We start from the raw sequence: 17,442 nt of genomic DNA, 5'->3' as shown, positions 1-17,442 counted from the left end.
GGCGAGTGACGGCCGGTCAGGCGCGGCGGGCGGACGCCGGTCAGGCGTTGTAGACGTCCGCTGCGCCCGGCTTGGCGTCCTGGACGGCGCCGCTGAGGGACATGGCGCGGCTGTTGAAGCGCTCGGTGTTCACGCCGTGCTCCTTGAGGACGCGCAGGGCGGCCTCGTGCACCACGCGCAGGACGGGGGTGGTGGCGCGCAGGGCGTCGTCGGCCATGAAGCGGTGCCGCCAGGGCTTGTCGGCCCAGGCGTGGCGCAGGCCGAAGGGCTCGGGCAGGACGAGCTTGCCGCCCCAGTACTCCAGAAGCGGGGGGTACCAGGTGAGGGGGGCGCGGGCGGCGAGGCGGACGATCTCGCGGGGCGGGAGGATGGAGAGCGTCCTCGTCCTGGTCTCCCAGAACTTGATGGTCTTGGGGGTGGTCTTGGTGCGCGCGCCGGGCTTGCCCATGAAGAGGGAGTGGACGGGGCCGAGGGCGTGGCCGGTGACCTCGATGCGCAGCGTCTTGTGCAGGACGGTGACGGTGATGAGGAGGGTGATGACGAGCTGGCCGTCCCAGAGGACGAACTGGACGCCCAGGTAGTGCCGGCTGCCGGCGCCGAACTGCTGCTCGTTGCAGATCTTCTGGAGCTCGGCGCCCCTTATCTGGAAGCCGTCGGAGCCTTCGGGGCGGGAGACGGCTCCGGCGTCCTCGCCGACGGGGGAGACGACCCAGTGCTCCACGGAAGGGGAGGGGAAGCCGCCGGTGTGCAGGGGGCTGCGCTCCAGGAGGTGGAGCTGGTCGTGGATGGCGCGGACGACGTCCCAGCTGCGGAAGGGGTTGATCTCTTTGCCGGGGTCGAGCGGGACGAGCTCCTCGGCGAGCTGCCAGCTGCCCCAGCGGGTGCCCATGCCGAGTATGCCCTTGGGGCCGGCGTAGAAGGCGACGTTGCTCTGCTGCTCGGCGGCGAGGCGCTCCAGGGACTGGCGGAGCCGCTCGGCGGCGGTCTCGCCGGGGTTCTTGGGGACGGCTTCGGGGATCTTGGCGCCGATGCCGCCGCCGGAGAGCAGGCCCGTCCAGCGCTCGCGGAGATCCTTGGCGGTGCGCTCGCAGACGGTCTTGGCCCAGAAGCCGCCGACGAGCGGGGCGATGATCATGGCGCGCAGGTAGAAGGCCCAGAAGCCGTGGAAGGGCAGCTTCACCAGGAGGATGGCGGCGAGGATGCCGAGGGCCACGAGGAGGGCCGTGCCGAGGGCGCCGGCCCGCTTGTTCTGGGCGCCGGCGATGGTGCGGCGGAGCTGGAAGACGCCGAGCCAGAGCAGGACGCCGGGCAGGAAGAGCAGCCCGCAGACGGCCATGATCAGGGTGAGCTTGGCATCGCGCTGCTTGCGGATGCGGTTGGCCGCGAGGCAGTGCTCGACGACGGGCTGCGGGTCGAGGCCGAAGGACTGGATGAGGGGCTTGCGGCCGCCGCCGAGCACACGCAGCTGGACGGCGCGGGCGAAGGCCTCGCCCAGGTTGGGCTCGAAGAGCGATATGCGGGGCGCCTTGACCTCGGACTTGGCCCAGTCGGAGTTGGCCTTGAGGAGCTGGTCGACCGGTCCGTCGCGGTAGGCGGCGGAGGCGAGCGCCTGCGTCGCCGCGGTCTGTCCCGAGGAGCCCGAGAGCGGGATCTGCGCCCCGGGGCTGAAGTCGAACGGATCCCCTGCTGCCACTGCTGCCCCCAATGCCGCGCATGTCCGGTTCTGCGGCCTTCGACGGATGCCGACGACCGCCCGCGTCATACGTGTTGGTCCGCGGCCCCAGCGTATCGGCGCGGGGTGCCGGCTGTCGCAGAGATCGTGAAGGCCGCCCGCCCCGGATGGTGCGAGGCGGGCGGATTGCGCCCGTTACCCTCCGGATCCGGCCGATTCCCGCAGCCGCTCGGCGACCTGAGGGGGCATCGGTTCGTGGCGGGCGTAGGAGCGGGTGAAGCGGCCGGTGCCGTGCGACAGGGAGCGCAGGTCGACGGCGTAGCGGCCGATCTCGATCTCGGGGACCTCGGCGCGCACCAGGGTGCGGCCCGCGCCGGACTGCTCGGTTCCGATGACGCGGCCGCGCCGCCCGGACAGGTCGCTCATCACGGGGCCGACGTAGTCGTCGGAGACCAGGACCTCGATCTCGGCGACGGGCTCCAGGAGGTGGATCCTGGCCTCGGCCGCGGCTTCGCGCAGGGCGAGGGCGCCCGCGGTCTGGAAGGCGGCGTCGGAGGAGTCCACCGAGTGCGCCTTGCCGTCGAGGAGGGTGATCCGGATGTCGACCAGGGGATAGCCGGCGGCGACGCCGCGGGCGGCCTGGGCGCGGACACCCTTCTCCACGGAGGGGATGAACTGGCGGGGGACGGCGCCGCCGACGACCTTGTCGACGAATTCGATGCCGGAGCCGCCGGGCAGCGGTTCGACCTCGATCTCGCAGATGGCGTACTGGCCGTGGCCGCCGGACTGCTTGACGTGCCGGCCGCGGCCGCCCGCCTTGGAACCGAAGGTCTCGCGGAGCGACACCTTGTGGGGCACGACGTCGACCTGGACGCCGTAGCGCGAGCGCAGCCGTTCCAGGGCGACGTCGCGGTGGGCTTCGCCCAGACACCACAGGACCACCTGGTGGGTGTGCGGGTTCTGCTCCAGGCGCATGGTGGGGTCCTCGGCGACGAGCCGGGACAGGCCCTGGGAGAGCTTGTCCTCGTCGGGCTTGCTGTGCGCCTGGATCGCCACGGGCAGGAGCGGGTCGGGCATCTGCCAGGGCTCCATGAGGAGGGGTTCGCCCTTGGCGGAGAGCGTGTCGCCGGTCTCGGCACGGCTGAGCTTGGCGACGCAGGCGATGTCCCCGGCGATGGCCTGGGGGAGGGGTCGCTGCTGTTTGCCGAAGGGCGAGGAGAGGGCGCCGATGCGCTCGTCGACGTCGTGGCTCTCGTGGCCGCGGTCCTCCAGGCCGTGGCCCGAGACGTGGACGGTCTCGTCGGGGCGCAGGGTGCCGGAGAAGATGCGGACGAGGGAGATCCTGCCGACGTAGGGATCGGAGGACGTCTTGATCACCTCTGCGGCGAGCGGGCCCGCGGGGTCGCAGGTCACCGGCGCGTGGGGGCGGCCGTCGGGGGTGGTGACGGCCGGGACCTCGCGTTCGAGGGGGGTGGGGAAGCCGCCGGTGATCAGCTCCAGGAGCTCGACGGTGCCCAGGCCCTGTTTGGCGCCCTCGGCGGCGGGGGCCGCGGCGAGGACGGGATGGAAGCTGCCGCGCGCCACGGCGCGCTCCAAGTCCTCGACGAGGGTCTTGACGTCGATCTCCTCGCCGCCGAGGTAGCGGTCCATGAGGGTCTCGTCCTCGCTCTCGGCGATGATGCCCTCGATGAGCCGGTTGCGCGCCTCCTCGATGAGGGGCAGGTGCTCGGGCCCCGGTGCGGCCTCGGCCCGCTCGCCGGAGGAGTAGTCGAAGACGCGCTGGGAGAGCAGGCCGATGAGGCCGGCGACGGGGCGGTGCCCGTCGGGGCCCTCCGGCCCGTGCAGCGGCAGGTACAGCGGCAGCACGCCGTCGGGGGAGTCCCCGCCGAAGGCCGCGCGGCAGGTCTCCGTCATCTCCTCGAAGTCGGAGCGGGCCGACTCCAGATGGGTGATGACGATCGCGCGGGGCATGCCGACGGCCGCGCACTCCTCCCAGACCATGCGGGTGGCCCCGTTGATGTTCTCGGCGCCTTCGGCGGCCGAGACGACGAAAAGGGCCGCGTCCGCTGCTCGCAGACCGGCCCTGAGCTCCCCGACGAAGTCGGCGTAGCCGGGGGTGTCCAGCAGATTGATCTTGATGCCGGCCCATTCGACGGGGGCCAGCGACAGCTGGACCGAGCGCTGCTGGCGGTGCTCGATCTCGTCGTAGTCCGACAGCGCGCCGCCGTCCTCGACGCGGCCCGCCCGGTTGACCGCGCCCGTCGCCAGCGCGAGGGCCTCCACCAGCGTCGTCTTTCCCGAGCCGCTGTGGCCGACCAGCACCACGTTGCGTACGTGGCTCGGCCGGTCGGCCGATACTGCTCTGCCCGCGGCCCCTGGGTACGTGCCCGTCTTCTCGCCCATGTGTCCCGCCTCCCGGTCGACACCTGCGGTACACCGAGCTTTCCACTGCGGTCACGCTGCGTCCATACGTCGCACACGGGGGCGCACCCGCACGCCCCGCGAGGGGGCCGCCGGGGACGGCGGGAGCACCGGTGCTCCCGCTGCGAGCGGTGCGTGCGCGGCTGCCCGGGGGTGCCTGGCTACGATGGGCCAGCCGGTGGCCTCCTGACCACGCGGCCCGATACGACACCCCTCCGGGAAGGCCATGCTGAACAAGTACGCGCGTGCGTTCTTCACGCGTGTTCTCACGCCGTTCGCCGCCCTGCTCATCCGCCTCGGCGTCAGCCCCGACGCGGTGACCCTCATCGGTACCGGTGGTGTGGTGGCGGGCGCACTGGTCTTCTACCCCCAGGGGGAGTTCTTCTGGGGCACGATCGTCATCACCCTGTTCGTCTTCTCGGACCTGGTGGACGGCAACATGGCCCGCCAGCTGGGCCGCTCCAGCCGCTGGGGCGCCTTCCTGGACTCCACGCTCGACCGGGTCGCCGATTCGGCGATCTTCGGCGGCCTCGCCCTGTGGTACGCGGGCGGCGGTGACGACACCGTGCTGTGCGCGGTGTCGATCTTCTGCCTCGCCAGCGGCCAGGTCGTCTCGTACACCAAGGCGCGCGGCGAGAGCATCGGCCTGCCGGTGAACGTGAACGGCCTGGTCGAACGGGCCGAGCGGCTGGTCATCTCGCTGGTGGCGTGCGGCTTCGCGGGCCTGCACAAGTTCGGCGTGCCGGGCATCCAGTACCTCCTTCCGGTGGCGCTGTGGATCGTGGCCGCCGGCAGCATGGTCACCCTGATCCAGCGGGTCGTGACGGTGCGCCGCGAATCCGCCGAGGCGGAGGCGGAGGCCGAGGCCGCTGCCGGGGCCTCCCCGGCGCAGGGCGGTGGCAACGGGTGAAGGAGCGGCTGAGCGACGCGCTGTACGGGCTCGGCTGGGCCACGGTCAAGAAGCTGCCGGAGCCGGTGGCCGTCCGGCTGGGGCGGCAGATCGCCGATGCGGCGTGGCGGCGGCGCGGCAAGAGCGTGCTGCGGCTGGAGGCCAACCTCGCGCGCGTGCTGCCGGATGCGTCCCCCGAGCGCCTGGCGCGGCTGTCCCGGGCGGGCATGCGGTCGTACATGCGCTACTGGATGGAGTCCTTCCGGCTGCCGGCGTGGAGCGCGGAGCGCATCCGCACGGCCTTCGCCCCGGAGGACCTGCACCACCTGGAGGAGGGCCTGGCCAGTGGGCGCGGCGTGGTGATCGCGCTGCCCCACATGGGCAACTACGACCTCGCCGGGGCGTGGGTGACCACGCGCCTGGGGGTGCCCTTCACGACGGTGGCCGAGCGGCTGAAGCCGGAGACGCTCTACGACCGCTTCGTGGCCTACCGCGAGGGGCTGGGCATGGAGGTGCTGCCCCACGCGGGCGGCAGTGCCTTCGGCACGCTGGCGCGCCGGCTGCGCGCCGGGGGCCTGGTGTGCCTGGTGGCCGACCGTGACCTGTCCTCCTCGGGGATAGAGGTGACGTTCTTCGGCGAGGCCGCGAAGATGCCCGCCGGGCCTGCGATGCTGGCCGTGCAGACCGGGGCCCTGCTGATGCCCGTGACGCTCTGGTACGACCGCTCGCCGGTGATGCAGGGGCGCGTGCACGCCCCGATCGAGGTGCCCGGGGAGGGCACGCGCGCCGAGAAGGCCGCGGTGATGACGCAGCGCATGGCCGACGCCTTCGCCTCCGGCATCGCCGAGCACCCGCAGGACTGGCACATGCTCCAGCGACTGTGGCTCGCCGACCTCGACCCGCGCCCGGACCGGCCCTCCGGCGGAGCGGACGGAACGGACGGAACGGAGGGGGCGGAGGCAGCGGCTGACGGGCCGGCGCAGGAGACGCGGGGCGCGCAGGGCACACCCGGCCGGGGTACCGGGCGGGCCGAGGGCGACCGGAGGGCCGAGGCATGAGGATCGGGATCGTCTGTCCCTACTCGTGGGACGTGCCCGGCGGCGTGCAGTTCCACATCCGCGACCTGGCCGAGCACCTCATCCGGCTGGGCCACGAGGTGTCGGTGCTGGCCCCTGCGGACGACGAGACGCCGCTGCCGCCCTTCGTGGTCTCGGCGGGACGGGCCGTCCCCGTCCCGTACAACGGCTCCGTGGCGCGGCTGAACTTCGGCTTCCTGTCGGCCGCGCGGGTGCGGCGCTGGCTGCACGACGGCGACTTCGACGTCATCCACATCCACGAGCCCACCTCCCCGTCGCTGGGTCTGCTGACCTGCTGGGCCGCGCAGGGCCCGATCGTGGCGACCTTCCACACCTCCAATCCGCGCTCCCGGGCGATGATCGCCGCCTATCCGATCCTCCAGCCCGCCCTGGAGAAGATCAGCGCGCGCATCGCGGTCAGCGAATACGCCCGCAGGACGCTGGTCGAGCACCTCGGCGGTGACGCCGTGGTCATCCCCAACGGCGTCGACGTGGACTTCTTCGCCAGCGCCGAGCCCAAGGAGGAGTGGCAGGGCGGGACGATCGGCTTCATCGGCCGCATCGACGAGCCGCGCAAGGGCCTGCCGGTGCTGATGCGCGCCCTGCCGAAGATCTTCGCCGAGTGCCCCGGCGCCCGGCTGCTGGTCGCGGGCCGGGGCGACGAGGAGGAGGCCGTGGCGGGCCTGCCCCGGGAGATGCGTGCGCGCGTCGAGTTCCTCGGCATGGTCAGCGACGAGGACAAGGCGCGGCTGCTGCGCAGCGTCGACGTCTACGTGGCCCCCAACACGGGCGGGGAGTCCTTCGGCATCATCCTGGTCGAGGCGATGTCGGCGGGCGCTCCCGTCCTCGCCAGCGACCTGGACGCCTTCGGCCAGGTGCTCGACCAGGGCTCGGCCGGGGAGCTGTTCGCCAACGAGGACGCCGATGCGCTCGCCGCCGCGGCCGTGCGGCTGCTGGGCGACCAGGAGCTGCGGACCGGCCTGAGCGAGCGCGGCAGCGCGCACGTGCGCCGCTTCGACTGGTCCCGCGTGGGCGCCGACATCCTGGCCGTCTACGAGACGGTCACCGCCGGCGCGGCCTCGGTCGCCACCGACGAGCGCACGGGCCTGCGCGCCCGCTTCGGCCTGGCCCGCGACTAGGGCCTGTCCGGAGCTCAGCCGATATCAGCCTGTCCGGCGCTTGAGGACGCGCCTGCAGGGCGCTCGCCGCCGCAGGCGGCGACGACGGGTCCGCCCAGCGCAGCGCCCCCGCGGCGAGCGGTAACGTGGCCCGGCGTGACCACACTGATCTGGATCGTCGCCGCCCTGGTCGTCATCGGCGTCTATCTGAGCTGGACCGCGGGCCGGCTGGACCGTCTGCACAGCCGCATCGACGCAGCCCGCGCCGCGCTGGACGCCCAGCTGCTGCGCCGTGCCTCGGTCGCCCAGGAGCTGGGCACGGCCGGAGTCCTCGACCCGGCCGCCTCGATCGTGCTCTACCAGGCCGCGCACGCCGCACGGCAGGCCGAGGAGGAGCAGCGCGAGGTCGCCGAGAGCGAGCTGAGCCAGGCCCTGCGGGCGGTCTTCGCGGAGGTGCCGCAGGTCGAGGTCGTACGGGAGGCCCCCGGCGGCGAGGAGTCCCTGACCGAGCTGTCCGAGGCGGTCCGGCGGGTGCCGATGGCCCGCCGCTTCCACAACGACGCGGTCCGCGCCGCCCGCGCCGTGCGCAAGCACCGCGTGGTGCGCTGGTTCCGGCTCGCGGGCCACGCGCCCTTCCCGATGGCCTTCGAGATGGACGACGAGCCGCCCGCCGTCCTGGAGGCACGGACGAGCCACTGACCCCCGGACAAGCCACCGGCCTCGGATTGGCTCTTTTTCCGGGGAAAGCGGGATCGGTTGTATGAGGGGCGCAGCATCACCGCCCTTGATAGTGAGGTCACAACGTGTCCAGCACGGTCCCCAGCACGTCCACCACCCCCGAGACCGGTACGGCCCGCGTCAAGCGCGGCATGGCCGAGCAGCTCAAGGGCGGCGTGATCATGGACGTCGTCAACGCCGAGCAGGCGAAGATCGCCGAGGACGCGGGCGCGGTCGCGGTCATGGCCCTCGAGCGGGTGCCGGCCGACATCCGCAAGGACGGCGGCGTGGCCCGGATGTCCGACCCCAACATGATCGAGGAGATCATCGGGGCCGTCTCCATCCCCGTCATGGCCAAGTCCCGCATCGGCCACTTCGTCGAGGCCCAGGTCCTGCAGTCGCTCGGCGTCGACTACATCGACGAGTCCGAGGTCCTCACCCCGGCCGACGAGGTCAACCACTCCGACAAGTGGGCCTTCACCACCCCCTTCGTCTGCGGTGCCACCAACCTGGGCGAGGCCCTGCGCCGCATCGCCGAGGGCGCGGCCATGATCCGCTCCAAGGGCGAGGCCGGCACCGGCAACGTCGTGGAGGCCGTGCGCCACCTGCGCCAGATCAAGAACGAGATCGCCAAGCTGCGCGGCTTCGACAACAACGAGCTGTTCGCCGCCGCCAAGGAGCTGCGCGCCCCGTACGAGCTCGTCAAGGAGGTCGCCGAGCTCGGCAAGCTGCCGGTCGTCCTCTTCTCCGCCGGTGGCGTGGCCACCCCGGCCGACGCCGCGCTGATGCGCCAGCTCGGTGCCGAGGGCGTCTTCGTCGGCTCCGGCATCTTCAAGTCCGGCGACCCGGCCAAGCGCGCCGCCGCCATCGTGAAGGCCACCACCTTCTACGACGACCCGAAGATCATCGCGGACGCCTCCCGCAACCTCGGCGAGGCCATGGTCGGCATCAACTGCGACACCCTGCCCGAGGCCGAGCGCTACGCCAACCGCGGCTGGTAACACACCGCTTTCCGGCTGGGCGGCCCGCGCACACGGCGGGCCGCCCAGCCGTCGTCCAGACCCGAGAGACCCGAGACGGAGAAACCCGTGTCCACCCCCACCATCGGCGTCCTCGCCCTGCAGGGCGACGTCCGTGAGCACCTCGTCGCCCTCGCCTCCGCCGACGCGCTCGCCCGCCCGGTCCGCCGCCCCGAGGAGCTCGCCGAGGTCGACGGCCTGGTGATACCCGGTGGCGAGTCCACCACCATGTCCAAGCTCGCCGTCGTCTTCGGGATGCTGGAGCCGCTGCGCGAGCGCGTACGGGCCGGGATGCCCGTCTACGGCACCTGCGCCGGCATGATCATGCTGGCCGACAAGCTGCTGGACGGACGGGAGGACCAGGAGACGCTCGGCGGCATAGACATGATCGTCCGCCGCAACGCCTTCGGCCGGCAGAACGAGTCCTTCGAGGCGGCCGTCGAGATGGCGGGCATCGAGGGCGGCCCCGTCGAGGGCGTCTTCATCCGCGCCCCCTGGGTCGAGTCCGTCGGAGCCGCGGCCGAGATCGTCGCCACCTACGACGGCCACACCGTCGCGGTGCGCCAGGGCAACGTGCTGGCGACGTCCTTCCACCCGGAGCTCACCGGCGACCACCGGGTCCACGCCTACTTCGTGGACATGGTGCGCGCAGCCCGGTAGCCCGGCCCCGGTAGGATCTCAGTCGTTCGTTCTCAGAATTTGGTTACGCGAAGGAGACAGGCGGATGTCCGGCCACTCTAAATGGGCTACGACGAAGCACAAGAAGGCCGTGATCGACGCCAAGCGCGGCAAGCTCTTCGCGAAGCTCATCAAGAACATCGAGGTCGCGGCTCGCATGGGCGGCGTCGACATCGAGGGCAACCCGACGCTCTACGACGCCATCCAGAAGGCGAAGAAGCAGTCCGTCCCGAACAAGAACATCGACTCCGCGGTCAAGCGCGGCGGCGGTCTCGAGGCGGGCGGCGCCGACTACGAGACGATCATGTACGAGGGTTACGGCCCGAACGGCGTTGCGGTCCTCATCGAGTGCCTCACCGACAACCGCAACCGCGCCGCCTCCGACGTGCGCGTCGCCATGACCCGCAACGGCGGCTCCATGGCCGACCCGGGCTCGGTGTCCTACCTGTTCAACCGCAAGGGCGTCGTGATCGTCCCCAAGGGCGAGCTCAGTGAGGACGACGTGCTCGGCGCCGTCCTGGACGCCGGTGCCGAGGAGGTCAACGACCTCGGCGAGTCCTTCGAGGTCCTCAGCGAGGCCACCGACCTCGTCGCGGTCCGCACCGCCCTCCAGAAGGAAGGCATCGACTACGACTCGGCCGAGGCCAACTTCGTCCCCACCATGCAGGTGGAGCTCGACGAAGAGGGCGCGCGCAAGATCTTCAAGCTGATCGACGCGCTCGAGGACAGCGACGACGTCCAGAACGTCTTCGCCAACTTCGACGTCTCGGACGAGGTCATGGCGAAGGTCGACGCGTAAGGCTTCCGACTGCGGTCGGCCGACGGGCCGGCGGGACACGGTCCCGCCGGCCCGTCGCGTTGTCAGTGGCAGCGGATAGCCTGAGGCGGACGTTGAAGATCGCCGCCACGGGCCGCCGCGAGAGCGGCGGTTCGGCCGCAAAGAAGGGGAGGGGCGATGCGGGTACTGGGCGTGGACCCGGGGCTCACGCGCTGCGGCGTCGGCGTGGTGGAGGGCACGGCGGGCCGCCCGCTGCGCATGGTCGGCGTGGGCGTCGTGCGCACCCCCGCCGAGGCCGACATCGCCGACCGCCTGGTGCTCATAGAGCGCGGCATCGAGCAGTGGCTCGACGAGCACCGGCCCGAATTCGTCGCCGTGGAGCGCGTCTTCAGCCAGCACAACGTCCGCACGGTCATGGGCACCGCCCAGGCCAGCGCCGTCGCCATGCTGTGCGCCGCCCGCCGCGGCCTGCCCGTCGCCCTGCACACCCCCAGCGAGGTCAAGGCCGCCGTCACCGGCTCCGGCCGGGCGGACAAGGCCCAGGTCGGCGCCATGGTCACCCGCCTCCTGCGGCTCGACGCACCGCCGAAGCCGGCCGATGCCGCCGACGCCCTGGCCCTGGCCATCTGCCACATCTGGCGCGCCCCGGCCGCCGGCCGCCTGCAGCAGCTCGCCGCCGCCCAGCGCCGCACCACCGCACCCGTCCGCCTCCCGAAGGGCACCCGATGATCGCCTTCGTCTCCGGCCCCGTCGCCGCCCTCGCCCCCGACACCGCGGTCGTCGAGGTCGGCGGCATCGGTATGGCCGTCCAGTGCACGCCGGGCACCCTCTCGGGCCTTCGCATCGGCCGGCAGGCCCGCCTCGCCACCTCCCTGGTCGTCCGCGAGGACTCGCTCACGCTCTACGGCTTCGCCGACGACGACGAGCGCCAGACCTTCGAGCTGCTGCAGACCGCCAGCGGCGTCGGGCCCCGTCTCGCCCAGGCCATGCTCGCCGTGCACAGCCCCGACGCACTGCGGCGCGCCTTCGCCTCCGGTGACGAGAAGGCCCTGACCGCGGTGCCCGGCATCGGCAAGAAGGGCGCGCAGAAGCTGCTGCTGGAGCTGAAGGACCGGCTCGGCAAGCCCGTCGGCTCGGCCGCACCGGCCGCCGCCCCCGCCGCCGCGGGCTGGCGCGAGCAGCTCCAGGCCGCGCTCGTCGGTCTGGGCTATGCCGCCCGTGAGGCGGACGAGGCGGTGGAGGCGGTGGCGCCCCGGGCGGAGGCCGTTCTCGCCGACGGCGGTCAGCCCCAGGTCGGCCAGCTGCTGCGGGCCGCGCTGCAGACGCTGAACCGGGCGCGATGAGCAGGGCCCGGTGCTGCCCGGTGAGCGGTTCGCGCCACCGGACCGCACCGGCGGAACCCCTGCCGACCATCCGACCAAGCACTCGACCGTGAGGTTCAACCCGTGAACTGGGACGACGAATCCGCATACGCGGAGCCCCCCGCAGGCGACCGCCTCGTCGCCACCGCCGCCGACGGCGAGGACCAGGCCGTCGAGGCCGCGCTGCGCCCCAAGGACCTCGGCGAGTTCGTCGGCCAGGAGCGCGTGCGCGAGCAGCTCGACCTCGTCCTCAAGGCCGCCCGGGCCCGCGGCGCCACCGCCGACCACGTGCTGCTCTCCGGAGCCCCCGGCCTCGGCAAGACCACCCTCTCGATGATCATCGCGGCCGAGATGGGCGCCCCCATCCGCATCACCTCCGGCCCCGCCATCCAGCACGCCGGCGATCTCGCCGCGATCCTCTCCTCCCTCACCGAAGGAGAGGTCCTCTTCCTCGACGAGATCCACCGCATGTCGCGGCCCGCCGAGGAGATGCTCTACATGGCCATGGAGGACTTCCGCGTCGACGTGATCGTCGGCAAGGGCCCCGGCGCCACCGCCATCCCCCTGGAGCTGCCGCCCTTCACCCTCGTCGGTGCCACGACCCGGGCCGGTCTGCTCCCGCCCCCGCTGCGCGACCGCTTCGGCTTCACCGGGCACATGGAGTTCTACGCCCCCGCCGAGCTGCAGCGCGTGGTGCACCGCTCGGCCCGGCTGCTGGACGTGGAGATCGAGGACCGGGGAGCCGCCGAGATCGCCGGCCGCTCCCGCGGCACCCCCCGCATCGCCAACCGCCTGCTGCGCCGCGTCCGCGACTACGCCCAGGTCAAGGCCGACGGGGTGATCACCCGCGAGATCGCCGCCCGGGCGCTCGACGTCTACGAGGTCGACGCCCGCGGCCTCGACCGGCTGGACCGCGCCGTCCTGACCGCCCTCCTCAAGCTCTTCGGCGGCGGACCGGTGGGCCTGTCCACCCTGGCCGTGGCCGTCGGCGAGGAGCGCGAGACGGTCGAGGAGGTCGCCGAGCCGTTCCTCGTCCGCGAGGGCCTGCTGGCCCGTACGCCCAGGGGCCGCATCGCCACCCCGGCCGCGTGGGAGCACCTCGGCCTCGTCAACGAAGCCGGCCCGGGGGGCCGGGCGGGCACCCCTCCCCACCAGGGCCTCTTCGGAGGGTGACGGCGCGGGGGCTGGTCGGGTCAGGAACCACGGTGCCATGCTGGGCGTTGTTCCATAGGCGCGGACTCGCTTAGACTCCGCCGATGCCGTCCGTACCGGCGCGGCATACCACCCCCGTAGAAGGCCGCACCCCCGCGGTCGTGTGAAGGAAACCCCGTCCCGTGAATATCGTGACTCTCCTGCCGTTCATCGTGCTCATCGGGGCCATGTTCCTGATGACGCGATCGGCCAAGAACAAGCAGCGCCAGGCGGCGCAGATGCGCGACCAGATGCAGCCGGGCACCGGCGTGCGGACGATCGGCGGCATGTACGCCACCGTCAAGGAGGTCAGCGACGACACGGTCCTCCTCGAGGTGGCCCCGGGCGTCCACGCGATCTACGCGAAGAACGCCATCGGCGCCGTCCTGGAGGACGCCGAGTACAACCGCATCGTCCACGGGATCGAGCCGCACGACTCCGAGACCCCTGTCGTCCCGGACGATGCCTCGTCGCTGACCGAGTCCGAGGCCCCGGCCGACAAGAAGATCGACCTGGGCAAGGGCGAGGCGGCCGAGGCCGAGAAGGCCGCCGAGCCGGAGTCCGAGTCCGCCGAGAAGGCCGCCGAGGACACCAAGGACGCCAAGCGGGACGGCAAGCAGGACGGCGACGCCGACGCGAAGTAGCCCTTCGAGGAACCGCGGAGCACTGCTGGGGCAGTGCGCCGCGGTTCCCTGACGGTCTAGGCTCCGGCGGGGGGCAGGTCCCCACAACATTCGTGGCCGCCCGGCGAACGCACGGCACCGGGCGGTTGGACAGGGAGAAACGACAAGGTGGCAGCACCGAAGAAGGGCCGCAGGTCCCCGGGCGGCCAGGGCAGGCCGGGCCGGGTCCTCGCCCTGATCCTGATCGCCATGGTGGCGCTCACCGCGGGGATGTTCGCCTCAGGGCGCACCACGCCGCGGCTGGGCATCGACCTCGCGGGCGGCACCAGCTTCACGCTGGAGGCCAAGAACGAGCCCGGCAAGCCCAATGCGATCAACCCGACCAATATGAACACCGCGGTCGGCATCATCGAGCGGCGTGTCAACGGTCTGGGCGTCACCGAGGCCGAGGTCCAGACGCAGGGCGACAACCACATCATCGTGAACATCCCCAAGGGGACGAACGCGAAGCAGGCCCGCCAGCAGGTCGGAACCACCGCCAAGCTCGGCTTCCGCCCCGTGCTGTCCGTGGCCCCCGGTGCCAAGACCGAGCCCACTCCCAACGCTTCGTCCCCCGGCAAGGACAAGGACGCCAAGGACAAGGACGCCAAGGACAAGGACGGCAAGGACAAGGACGGCAAGACCAAGCCCTCCGGCTCGCCTTCCGCCTCCGCCTCCTCCCCGGCCTCGGGCGCCCCCTCCGCGAGCGCGAGCCCGCGCCAGCAGGGCCGCCCGGTCACCGACGCCGTCAAGGCCGACGCCACCCCGTCCGCCTCGGCCGTCGCCAAGGACGACAAGGCGAAGGACGAGAAGAAGGACGACGCCAAGAAGGACGAGGGCAAGAAGGACGACAAGTCCAAGGAGCCCACCCCGTCCCCGGCCGACGTCGCCGCGCTGCAGAAGAAGCTCGACGCCCTGGACTGCACCACCCCCGAGGGCCGCGCCAAGGCGAGCGAGGCCGCGGCGGGCGCCAAGACGACCGACGTCATCGTGGCCTGCAAGAAGGACGGCTCGGCCAAGGAGATCCTCGGCCCGGTGTCCGTCGAGGGCACCGGCGTCACCGGCGCCAGCGCCGTCTTCGACAGCCAGCAGGGCCGCGGCTGGCTCGTCCAGCTGAAGTTCGACTCCGCCGGCTCCAAGAAGTTCGCGGACGTCACCGGCCAGCTCGCGGGCAAGCAGCCCCCGCAGAACCAGTTCGCGATCGTCCTGGACGGCGAGGTCGTCTCCGACCCCTCCGTCTCCACCTCGATCACGGGCGGCCAGGCGGAGATCTCCGGCGGCTTCACCCAGGCCAGCGCCCAGGACCTCGCCAACGTGCTGTCCTACGGCGCCCTGCCGCTGTCCTTCGACGTCGTCACCGAGCAGACGGTCACCGCCGCGCTCGGCGGTGAGCAGCTGCGCGCCGGTCTGCTGGCGGGCGCCATCGGCCTCGTCCTGGTGATCATCTACCTGGTCGCGTACTACCGCGGCCTCGCGCTCGTCGCCCTCGCCAGCCTCCTGGCCTCGGCGATCCTCACGTACACGATCATGGTGCTGCTCGGCCAGGCCATCGGCTTCGCGCTGAACCTGCCGGCCGTCTGCGGTGCGATCGTCGCGATCGGCATCACCGCCGACTCCTTCATCGTCTACTTCGAGCGCATCCGCGACGAGATCCGCGAGGGACGCACCCTGCGCCCGGCCGTCGAGCGCGGCTGGCCGCGCGCCCGGCGCACGATCCTGGTCTCCGACTTCGTGTCCTTCCTGGCCGCCGCGGTGCTCTTCATCGTCACGGTCGGCAAGGTGCAGGGCTTCGCGTTCACCCTCGGTCTGACCACGCTCCTCGACGTCGTCGTGGTCTTCTTCTTCACCAAGCCGCTGATGACGCTCCTCGCCCGGCGCAAGTTCTTCGCCAGTGGCCATCCGTGGTCCGGGCTCGACCCCAAGCGGCTCGGCGTCCAGCCGCCGCTGCGGGCCTCCCGCCGCCGCCCCTCCGCCCCCGTCGACCCCAAGGAGGCGTGAGATGTCCAAGCTCGGCAATCTCGGCGCCCGGCTCTACCGCGGCGAGGTCGGCTACGACTTCGTGGGCAAGCGGAAGATCTGGTACGGCATCTCGATCCTCATCACCATCACGGCCATCGTGGGCCTGGCGGTGCGCGGCCTGAACATGGGCATCGAGTTCTCCGGCGGCGCGGTCTTCACCACGCCCAGCACCTCGGTCTCGGCCGAGAGCGCCCGGGAGATCGCGGAAGAGGCCTCCGGTCACACCGCGATCGCCCAGAAGCTCGGCAACGGCCCGCTGCGCATCCAGGTCAGTGACGTCACCACCGAGCAGTCGCGCGCCACCCAGGAGGCGCTCGCCAAGAAGCTCGGCGTCTCCACGGACAAGGTCAACACCGACATCGTCGGCCCGAGCTGGGGTGACCAGATCGCCAACAAGGCATGGACCGGCCTCGCCGTCTTCATGATCCTCGTGGTGATCTATCTGGCGATCGCCTTCGAGTGGCGCATGGCGCTCGCCGCCCTCGTCGCCCTCATCCACGACCTCACGATCACCGTCGGCGTCTACGCCCTGGTCGGCTTCGAGGTCACCCCGGGCACGGTGATCGGTCTGCTCACCATCCTCGGCTACTCCCTCTACGACACCGTCGTCGTCTTCGACGGTCTCAAGGAGGGCGCGAAGGACATCACCAAGCAGACCCGCTTCACCTACAGCGAGATCGCCAACCGCAGCCTGAATGCCACCCTGGTGCGTTCGATCAACACCACGGTGGTCGCGCTGCTGCCGGTCGCCGGCCTGCTGTTCATCGGCGGCGGCTTCCTCGGCGCGGGCATGCTCAACGACATCTCGCTCGCCCTGTTCGTCGGCCTCGCGGCCGGCGCCTACTCGTCGATCTTCATCGCCACGCCGCTGGTCGCCGACTTCAAGGAGCGCGACCCGCAGATGAAGGCCCTGGCCAAGCGGGTGCGCGCCAAGCGTGCCGCCATGGCGGCCAAGGGCGAGTCGGGCGAGGAGCCGAGCGACGAGGTTCCCGGCGATGAGGACGGGGAGACCGAGGACGCCGCGTCCGGTGTCGTCGCCCCCCGCCAGTCCGCCGCCCGCGGCCGCGGCACTCGCGGCGGCCGCCCCCAGGGGAAGCGCCGATGAGCACCACGGGCGTCGGCACGGCCGACGAGAAGCTGCGTGACCTGCTGCTGACGCACATCCACGACGTGGCCGACTATCCGAAGCCGGGCGTGATGTTCAAGGACATCACCCCCCTGCTCGCCGATGCCACGGCCTTCGCCGCCCTGACCGACGAGCTCGCCGCGCTGTGCAAGCGCCACGGCGCCACCAAGGTCGTCGGCCTGGAGGCCCGGGGCTTCATCCTCGGTGCCCCGGCCGCCGTCCGCGCGGGGCTCGGCTTCGTGCCCGTGCGCAAGGCCGGCAAGCTCCCCGGAGCCACGCTGGCCCAGGCCTACGAGCTGGAGTACGGCACGGCGGAGATCGAGATGCACGCCGACGCCGTCGGCCCCGGCGACCGCGTCCTCGTCATCGACGACGTGCTGGCCACCGGCGGCACCGCCGAGGCCTCGCTCCGGCTGATCCGCCGGGCCGGCGCCGAGGTCGCCGGTGTCGCCGTGCTCATGGAGCTCGGCTTCCTGCCCGGCCGCGAGCGGCTCGCGAACGCCCTCGGTGACGCTCCGCTGGAGGCGCTGATCACGGTCTGACGCGCCTCTGACCTGCCCTGCAGGGCAGGACCGGCACGCACTGCGCAACGCGGGGCGGGCCCCGGGGAAGACCCCGGGGCCCGCCCCGCGTTCTTCTGAGCACAGCCGGGTGCGCGGCCGCCCCGCCGCCCGGGTCGATACCATGGTTGTCCGGACCTGATCGGGGGGCCGGA

16 protein-coding genes are annotated in these 17,442 nt (G+C 72.1%); 14 read left to right on the top strand and 2 right to left on the bottom strand.

Annotated features, from left to right (window positions below; all coding sequences use genetic code 11):
• Positions 1–40: 40 nt before the first annotated feature.
• Positions 41–1,762 (bottom strand): hypothetical protein, encoded by a 1,722-nt coding sequence (locus tag FGW37_RS06045; RefSeq protein WP_425506483.1) that lies wholly within the window; start codon positions 1,760–1,762, stop codon positions 41–43.
• A 105-nt stretch (positions 1,763–1,867) separates the two neighbouring features.
• Complete coding sequence (locus FGW37_RS06040; RefSeq protein WP_179080118.1) at positions 1,868–4,075, bottom strand: elongation factor G-like protein EF-G2; 2,208 nt, start codon at positions 4,073–4,075, stop codon at positions 1,868–1,870.
• A gap of 244 nt (positions 4,076–4,319) precedes the next feature.
• On the opposite strand from FGW37_RS06040, the gene pgsA reads away from it, so the two are divergent.
• The 14 genes from pgsA (at position 4,320) to FGW37_RS05970 (ending at position 17,269) form a co-directional block, all read left to right on the top strand.
• Entirely contained in the window at positions 4,320–5,003 is a 684-nt protein-coding gene (gene pgsA / locus FGW37_RS06035) for a phosphatidylinositol phosphate synthase (protein ID WP_179080117.1), read from the top strand.
• Positions 5,000–6,040, top strand: coding sequence for a phosphatidylinositol mannoside acyltransferase (locus FGW37_RS06030; protein ID WP_179080116.1), 1,041 nt, complete (start codon positions 5,000–5,002; stop codon positions 6,038–6,040). The genes pgsA and FGW37_RS06030 overlap by 4 nt, the downstream gene beginning before the upstream one ends.
• Complete coding sequence (locus FGW37_RS06025) at positions 6,037–7,197, top strand: glycosyltransferase family 4 protein (protein WP_179080115.1); 1,161 nt, start codon at positions 6,037–6,039, stop codon at positions 7,195–7,197. The genes FGW37_RS06030 and FGW37_RS06025 overlap by 4 nt, the downstream gene beginning before the upstream one ends.
• 135 nt (positions 7,198–7,332) lie before the next feature.
• Positions 7,333–7,875: a LemA family protein gene (locus tag FGW37_RS06020; protein WP_179080114.1), complete on the top strand. Its 543-nt coding sequence runs from the start codon at positions 7,333–7,335 to the stop codon at positions 7,873–7,875.
• 104 nt (positions 7,876–7,979) lie between these two features.
• Positions 7,980–8,894 carry a pyridoxal 5'-phosphate synthase lyase subunit PdxS gene (gene pdxS, locus FGW37_RS06015; RefSeq protein ID WP_179080113.1) on the top strand — a complete coding sequence of 305 codons (915 nt, stop codon included), beginning with the start codon at positions 7,980–7,982 and terminating at the stop codon, positions 8,892–8,894.
• A gap of 87 nt (positions 8,895–8,981) precedes the next feature.
• Positions 8,982–9,572: a pyridoxal 5'-phosphate synthase glutaminase subunit PdxT gene (gene pdxT, locus FGW37_RS06010; protein WP_179080112.1), complete on the top strand. Its 591-nt coding sequence runs from the start codon at positions 8,982–8,984 to the stop codon at positions 9,570–9,572.
• A 64-nt stretch (positions 9,573–9,636) separates the two neighbouring features.
• Positions 9,637–10,389 (top strand): YebC/PmpR family DNA-binding transcriptional regulator, encoded by a 753-nt coding sequence (locus FGW37_RS06005; protein ID WP_058045263.1) that lies wholly within the window; start codon positions 9,637–9,639, stop codon positions 10,387–10,389.
• Positions 10,390–10,545: 156 nt separating this feature from the next.
• On the top strand, positions 10,546–11,097 hold the full coding sequence (gene ruvC, locus FGW37_RS06000; protein ID WP_179080111.1) for a crossover junction endodeoxyribonuclease RuvC: 552 nt from the start codon (positions 10,546–10,548) through the stop codon (positions 11,095–11,097).
• Positions 11,094–11,711, top strand: coding sequence for a Holliday junction branch migration protein RuvA (ruvA, locus tag FGW37_RS05995; protein WP_179080110.1), 618 nt, complete (start codon positions 11,094–11,096; stop codon positions 11,709–11,711). Before ruvC ends, ruvA begins: the two co-directional genes overlap by 4 nt.
• Before the next feature lie 102 nt (positions 11,712–11,813).
• Positions 11,814–12,902, top strand: coding sequence for a Holliday junction branch migration DNA helicase RuvB (ruvB, locus tag FGW37_RS05990; protein WP_179080109.1), 1,089 nt, complete (start codon positions 11,814–11,816; stop codon positions 12,900–12,902).
• Positions 12,903–13,063: 161 nt separating this feature from the next.
• Complete coding sequence (gene yajC, locus FGW37_RS05985) at positions 13,064–13,564, top strand: preprotein translocase subunit YajC (RefSeq protein ID WP_179080108.1); 501 nt, start codon at positions 13,064–13,066, stop codon at positions 13,562–13,564.
• A 147-nt stretch (positions 13,565–13,711) separates the two neighbouring features.
• Entirely contained in the window at positions 13,712–15,580 is a 1,869-nt protein-coding gene (gene secD, locus FGW37_RS05980; RefSeq protein ID WP_179080107.1) for a protein translocase subunit SecD, read from the top strand.
• Between the two features lies 1 nt (position 15,581).
• Positions 15,582–16,706: a protein translocase subunit SecF gene (secF, locus tag FGW37_RS05975; RefSeq protein ID WP_179080106.1), complete on the top strand. Its 1,125-nt coding sequence runs from the start codon at positions 15,582–15,584 to the stop codon at positions 16,704–16,706.
• Positions 16,703–17,269, top strand: coding sequence for an adenine phosphoribosyltransferase (locus FGW37_RS05970; protein WP_179080105.1), 567 nt, complete (start codon positions 16,703–16,705; stop codon positions 17,267–17,269). The genes secF and FGW37_RS05970 overlap by 4 nt, the downstream gene beginning before the upstream one ends.
• Positions 17,270–17,442: the final 173 nt, after the last annotated feature.

It is taken from the genome of Streptomyces rectiverticillatus (assembly GCF_013394065.1).
GTDB lineage: Bacteria > Actinomycetota > Actinomycetes > Streptomycetales > Streptomycetaceae > Streptomyces > Streptomyces rectiverticillatus.
This window is presented reverse-complemented; position numbering and strand designations above follow the sequence as displayed.

Bases quoted from the DNA above. Each gene is read 5' to 3' on its own strand.
- FGW37_RS06005 (WP_058045263.1), top strand. From the start codon at position 9,637: ATGTCCGGCCACTCTAAATGGGCTACGACGAAGCACAAGAAGGCCGTG.
- FGW37_RS06025 (WP_179080115.1), top strand. From the start codon at position 6,037: ATGAGGATCGGGATCGTCTGTCCCTACTCGTGGGACGTGCCCGGCGGC.
- FGW37_RS06040 (WP_179080118.1), bottom strand. From the start codon at position 4,075: ATGGGCGAGAAGACGGGCACGTACCCAGGGGCCGCGGGCAGAGCAGTA.
- pgsA (WP_179080117.1), top strand. From the start codon at position 4,320: ATGCTGAACAAGTACGCGCGTGCGTTCTTCACGCGTGTTCTCACGCCG.
- ruvC (WP_179080111.1), top strand. From the start codon at position 10,546: ATGCGGGTACTGGGCGTGGACCCGGGGCTCACGCGCTGCGGCGTCGGC.
- FGW37_RS05970 (WP_179080105.1), top strand. From the start codon at position 16,703: ATGAGCACCACGGGCGTCGGCACGGCCGACGAGAAGCTGCGTGACCTG.
- FGW37_RS06045 (WP_425506483.1), bottom strand. From the start codon at position 1,762: ATGACGCGGGCGGTCGTCGGCATCCGTCGAAGGCCGCAGAACCGGACA.
- secF (WP_179080106.1), top strand. From the start codon at position 15,582: ATGTCCAAGCTCGGCAATCTCGGCGCCCGGCTCTACCGCGGCGAGGTC.
- ruvA (WP_179080110.1), top strand. From the start codon at position 11,094: ATGATCGCCTTCGTCTCCGGCCCCGTCGCCGCCCTCGCCCCCGACACC.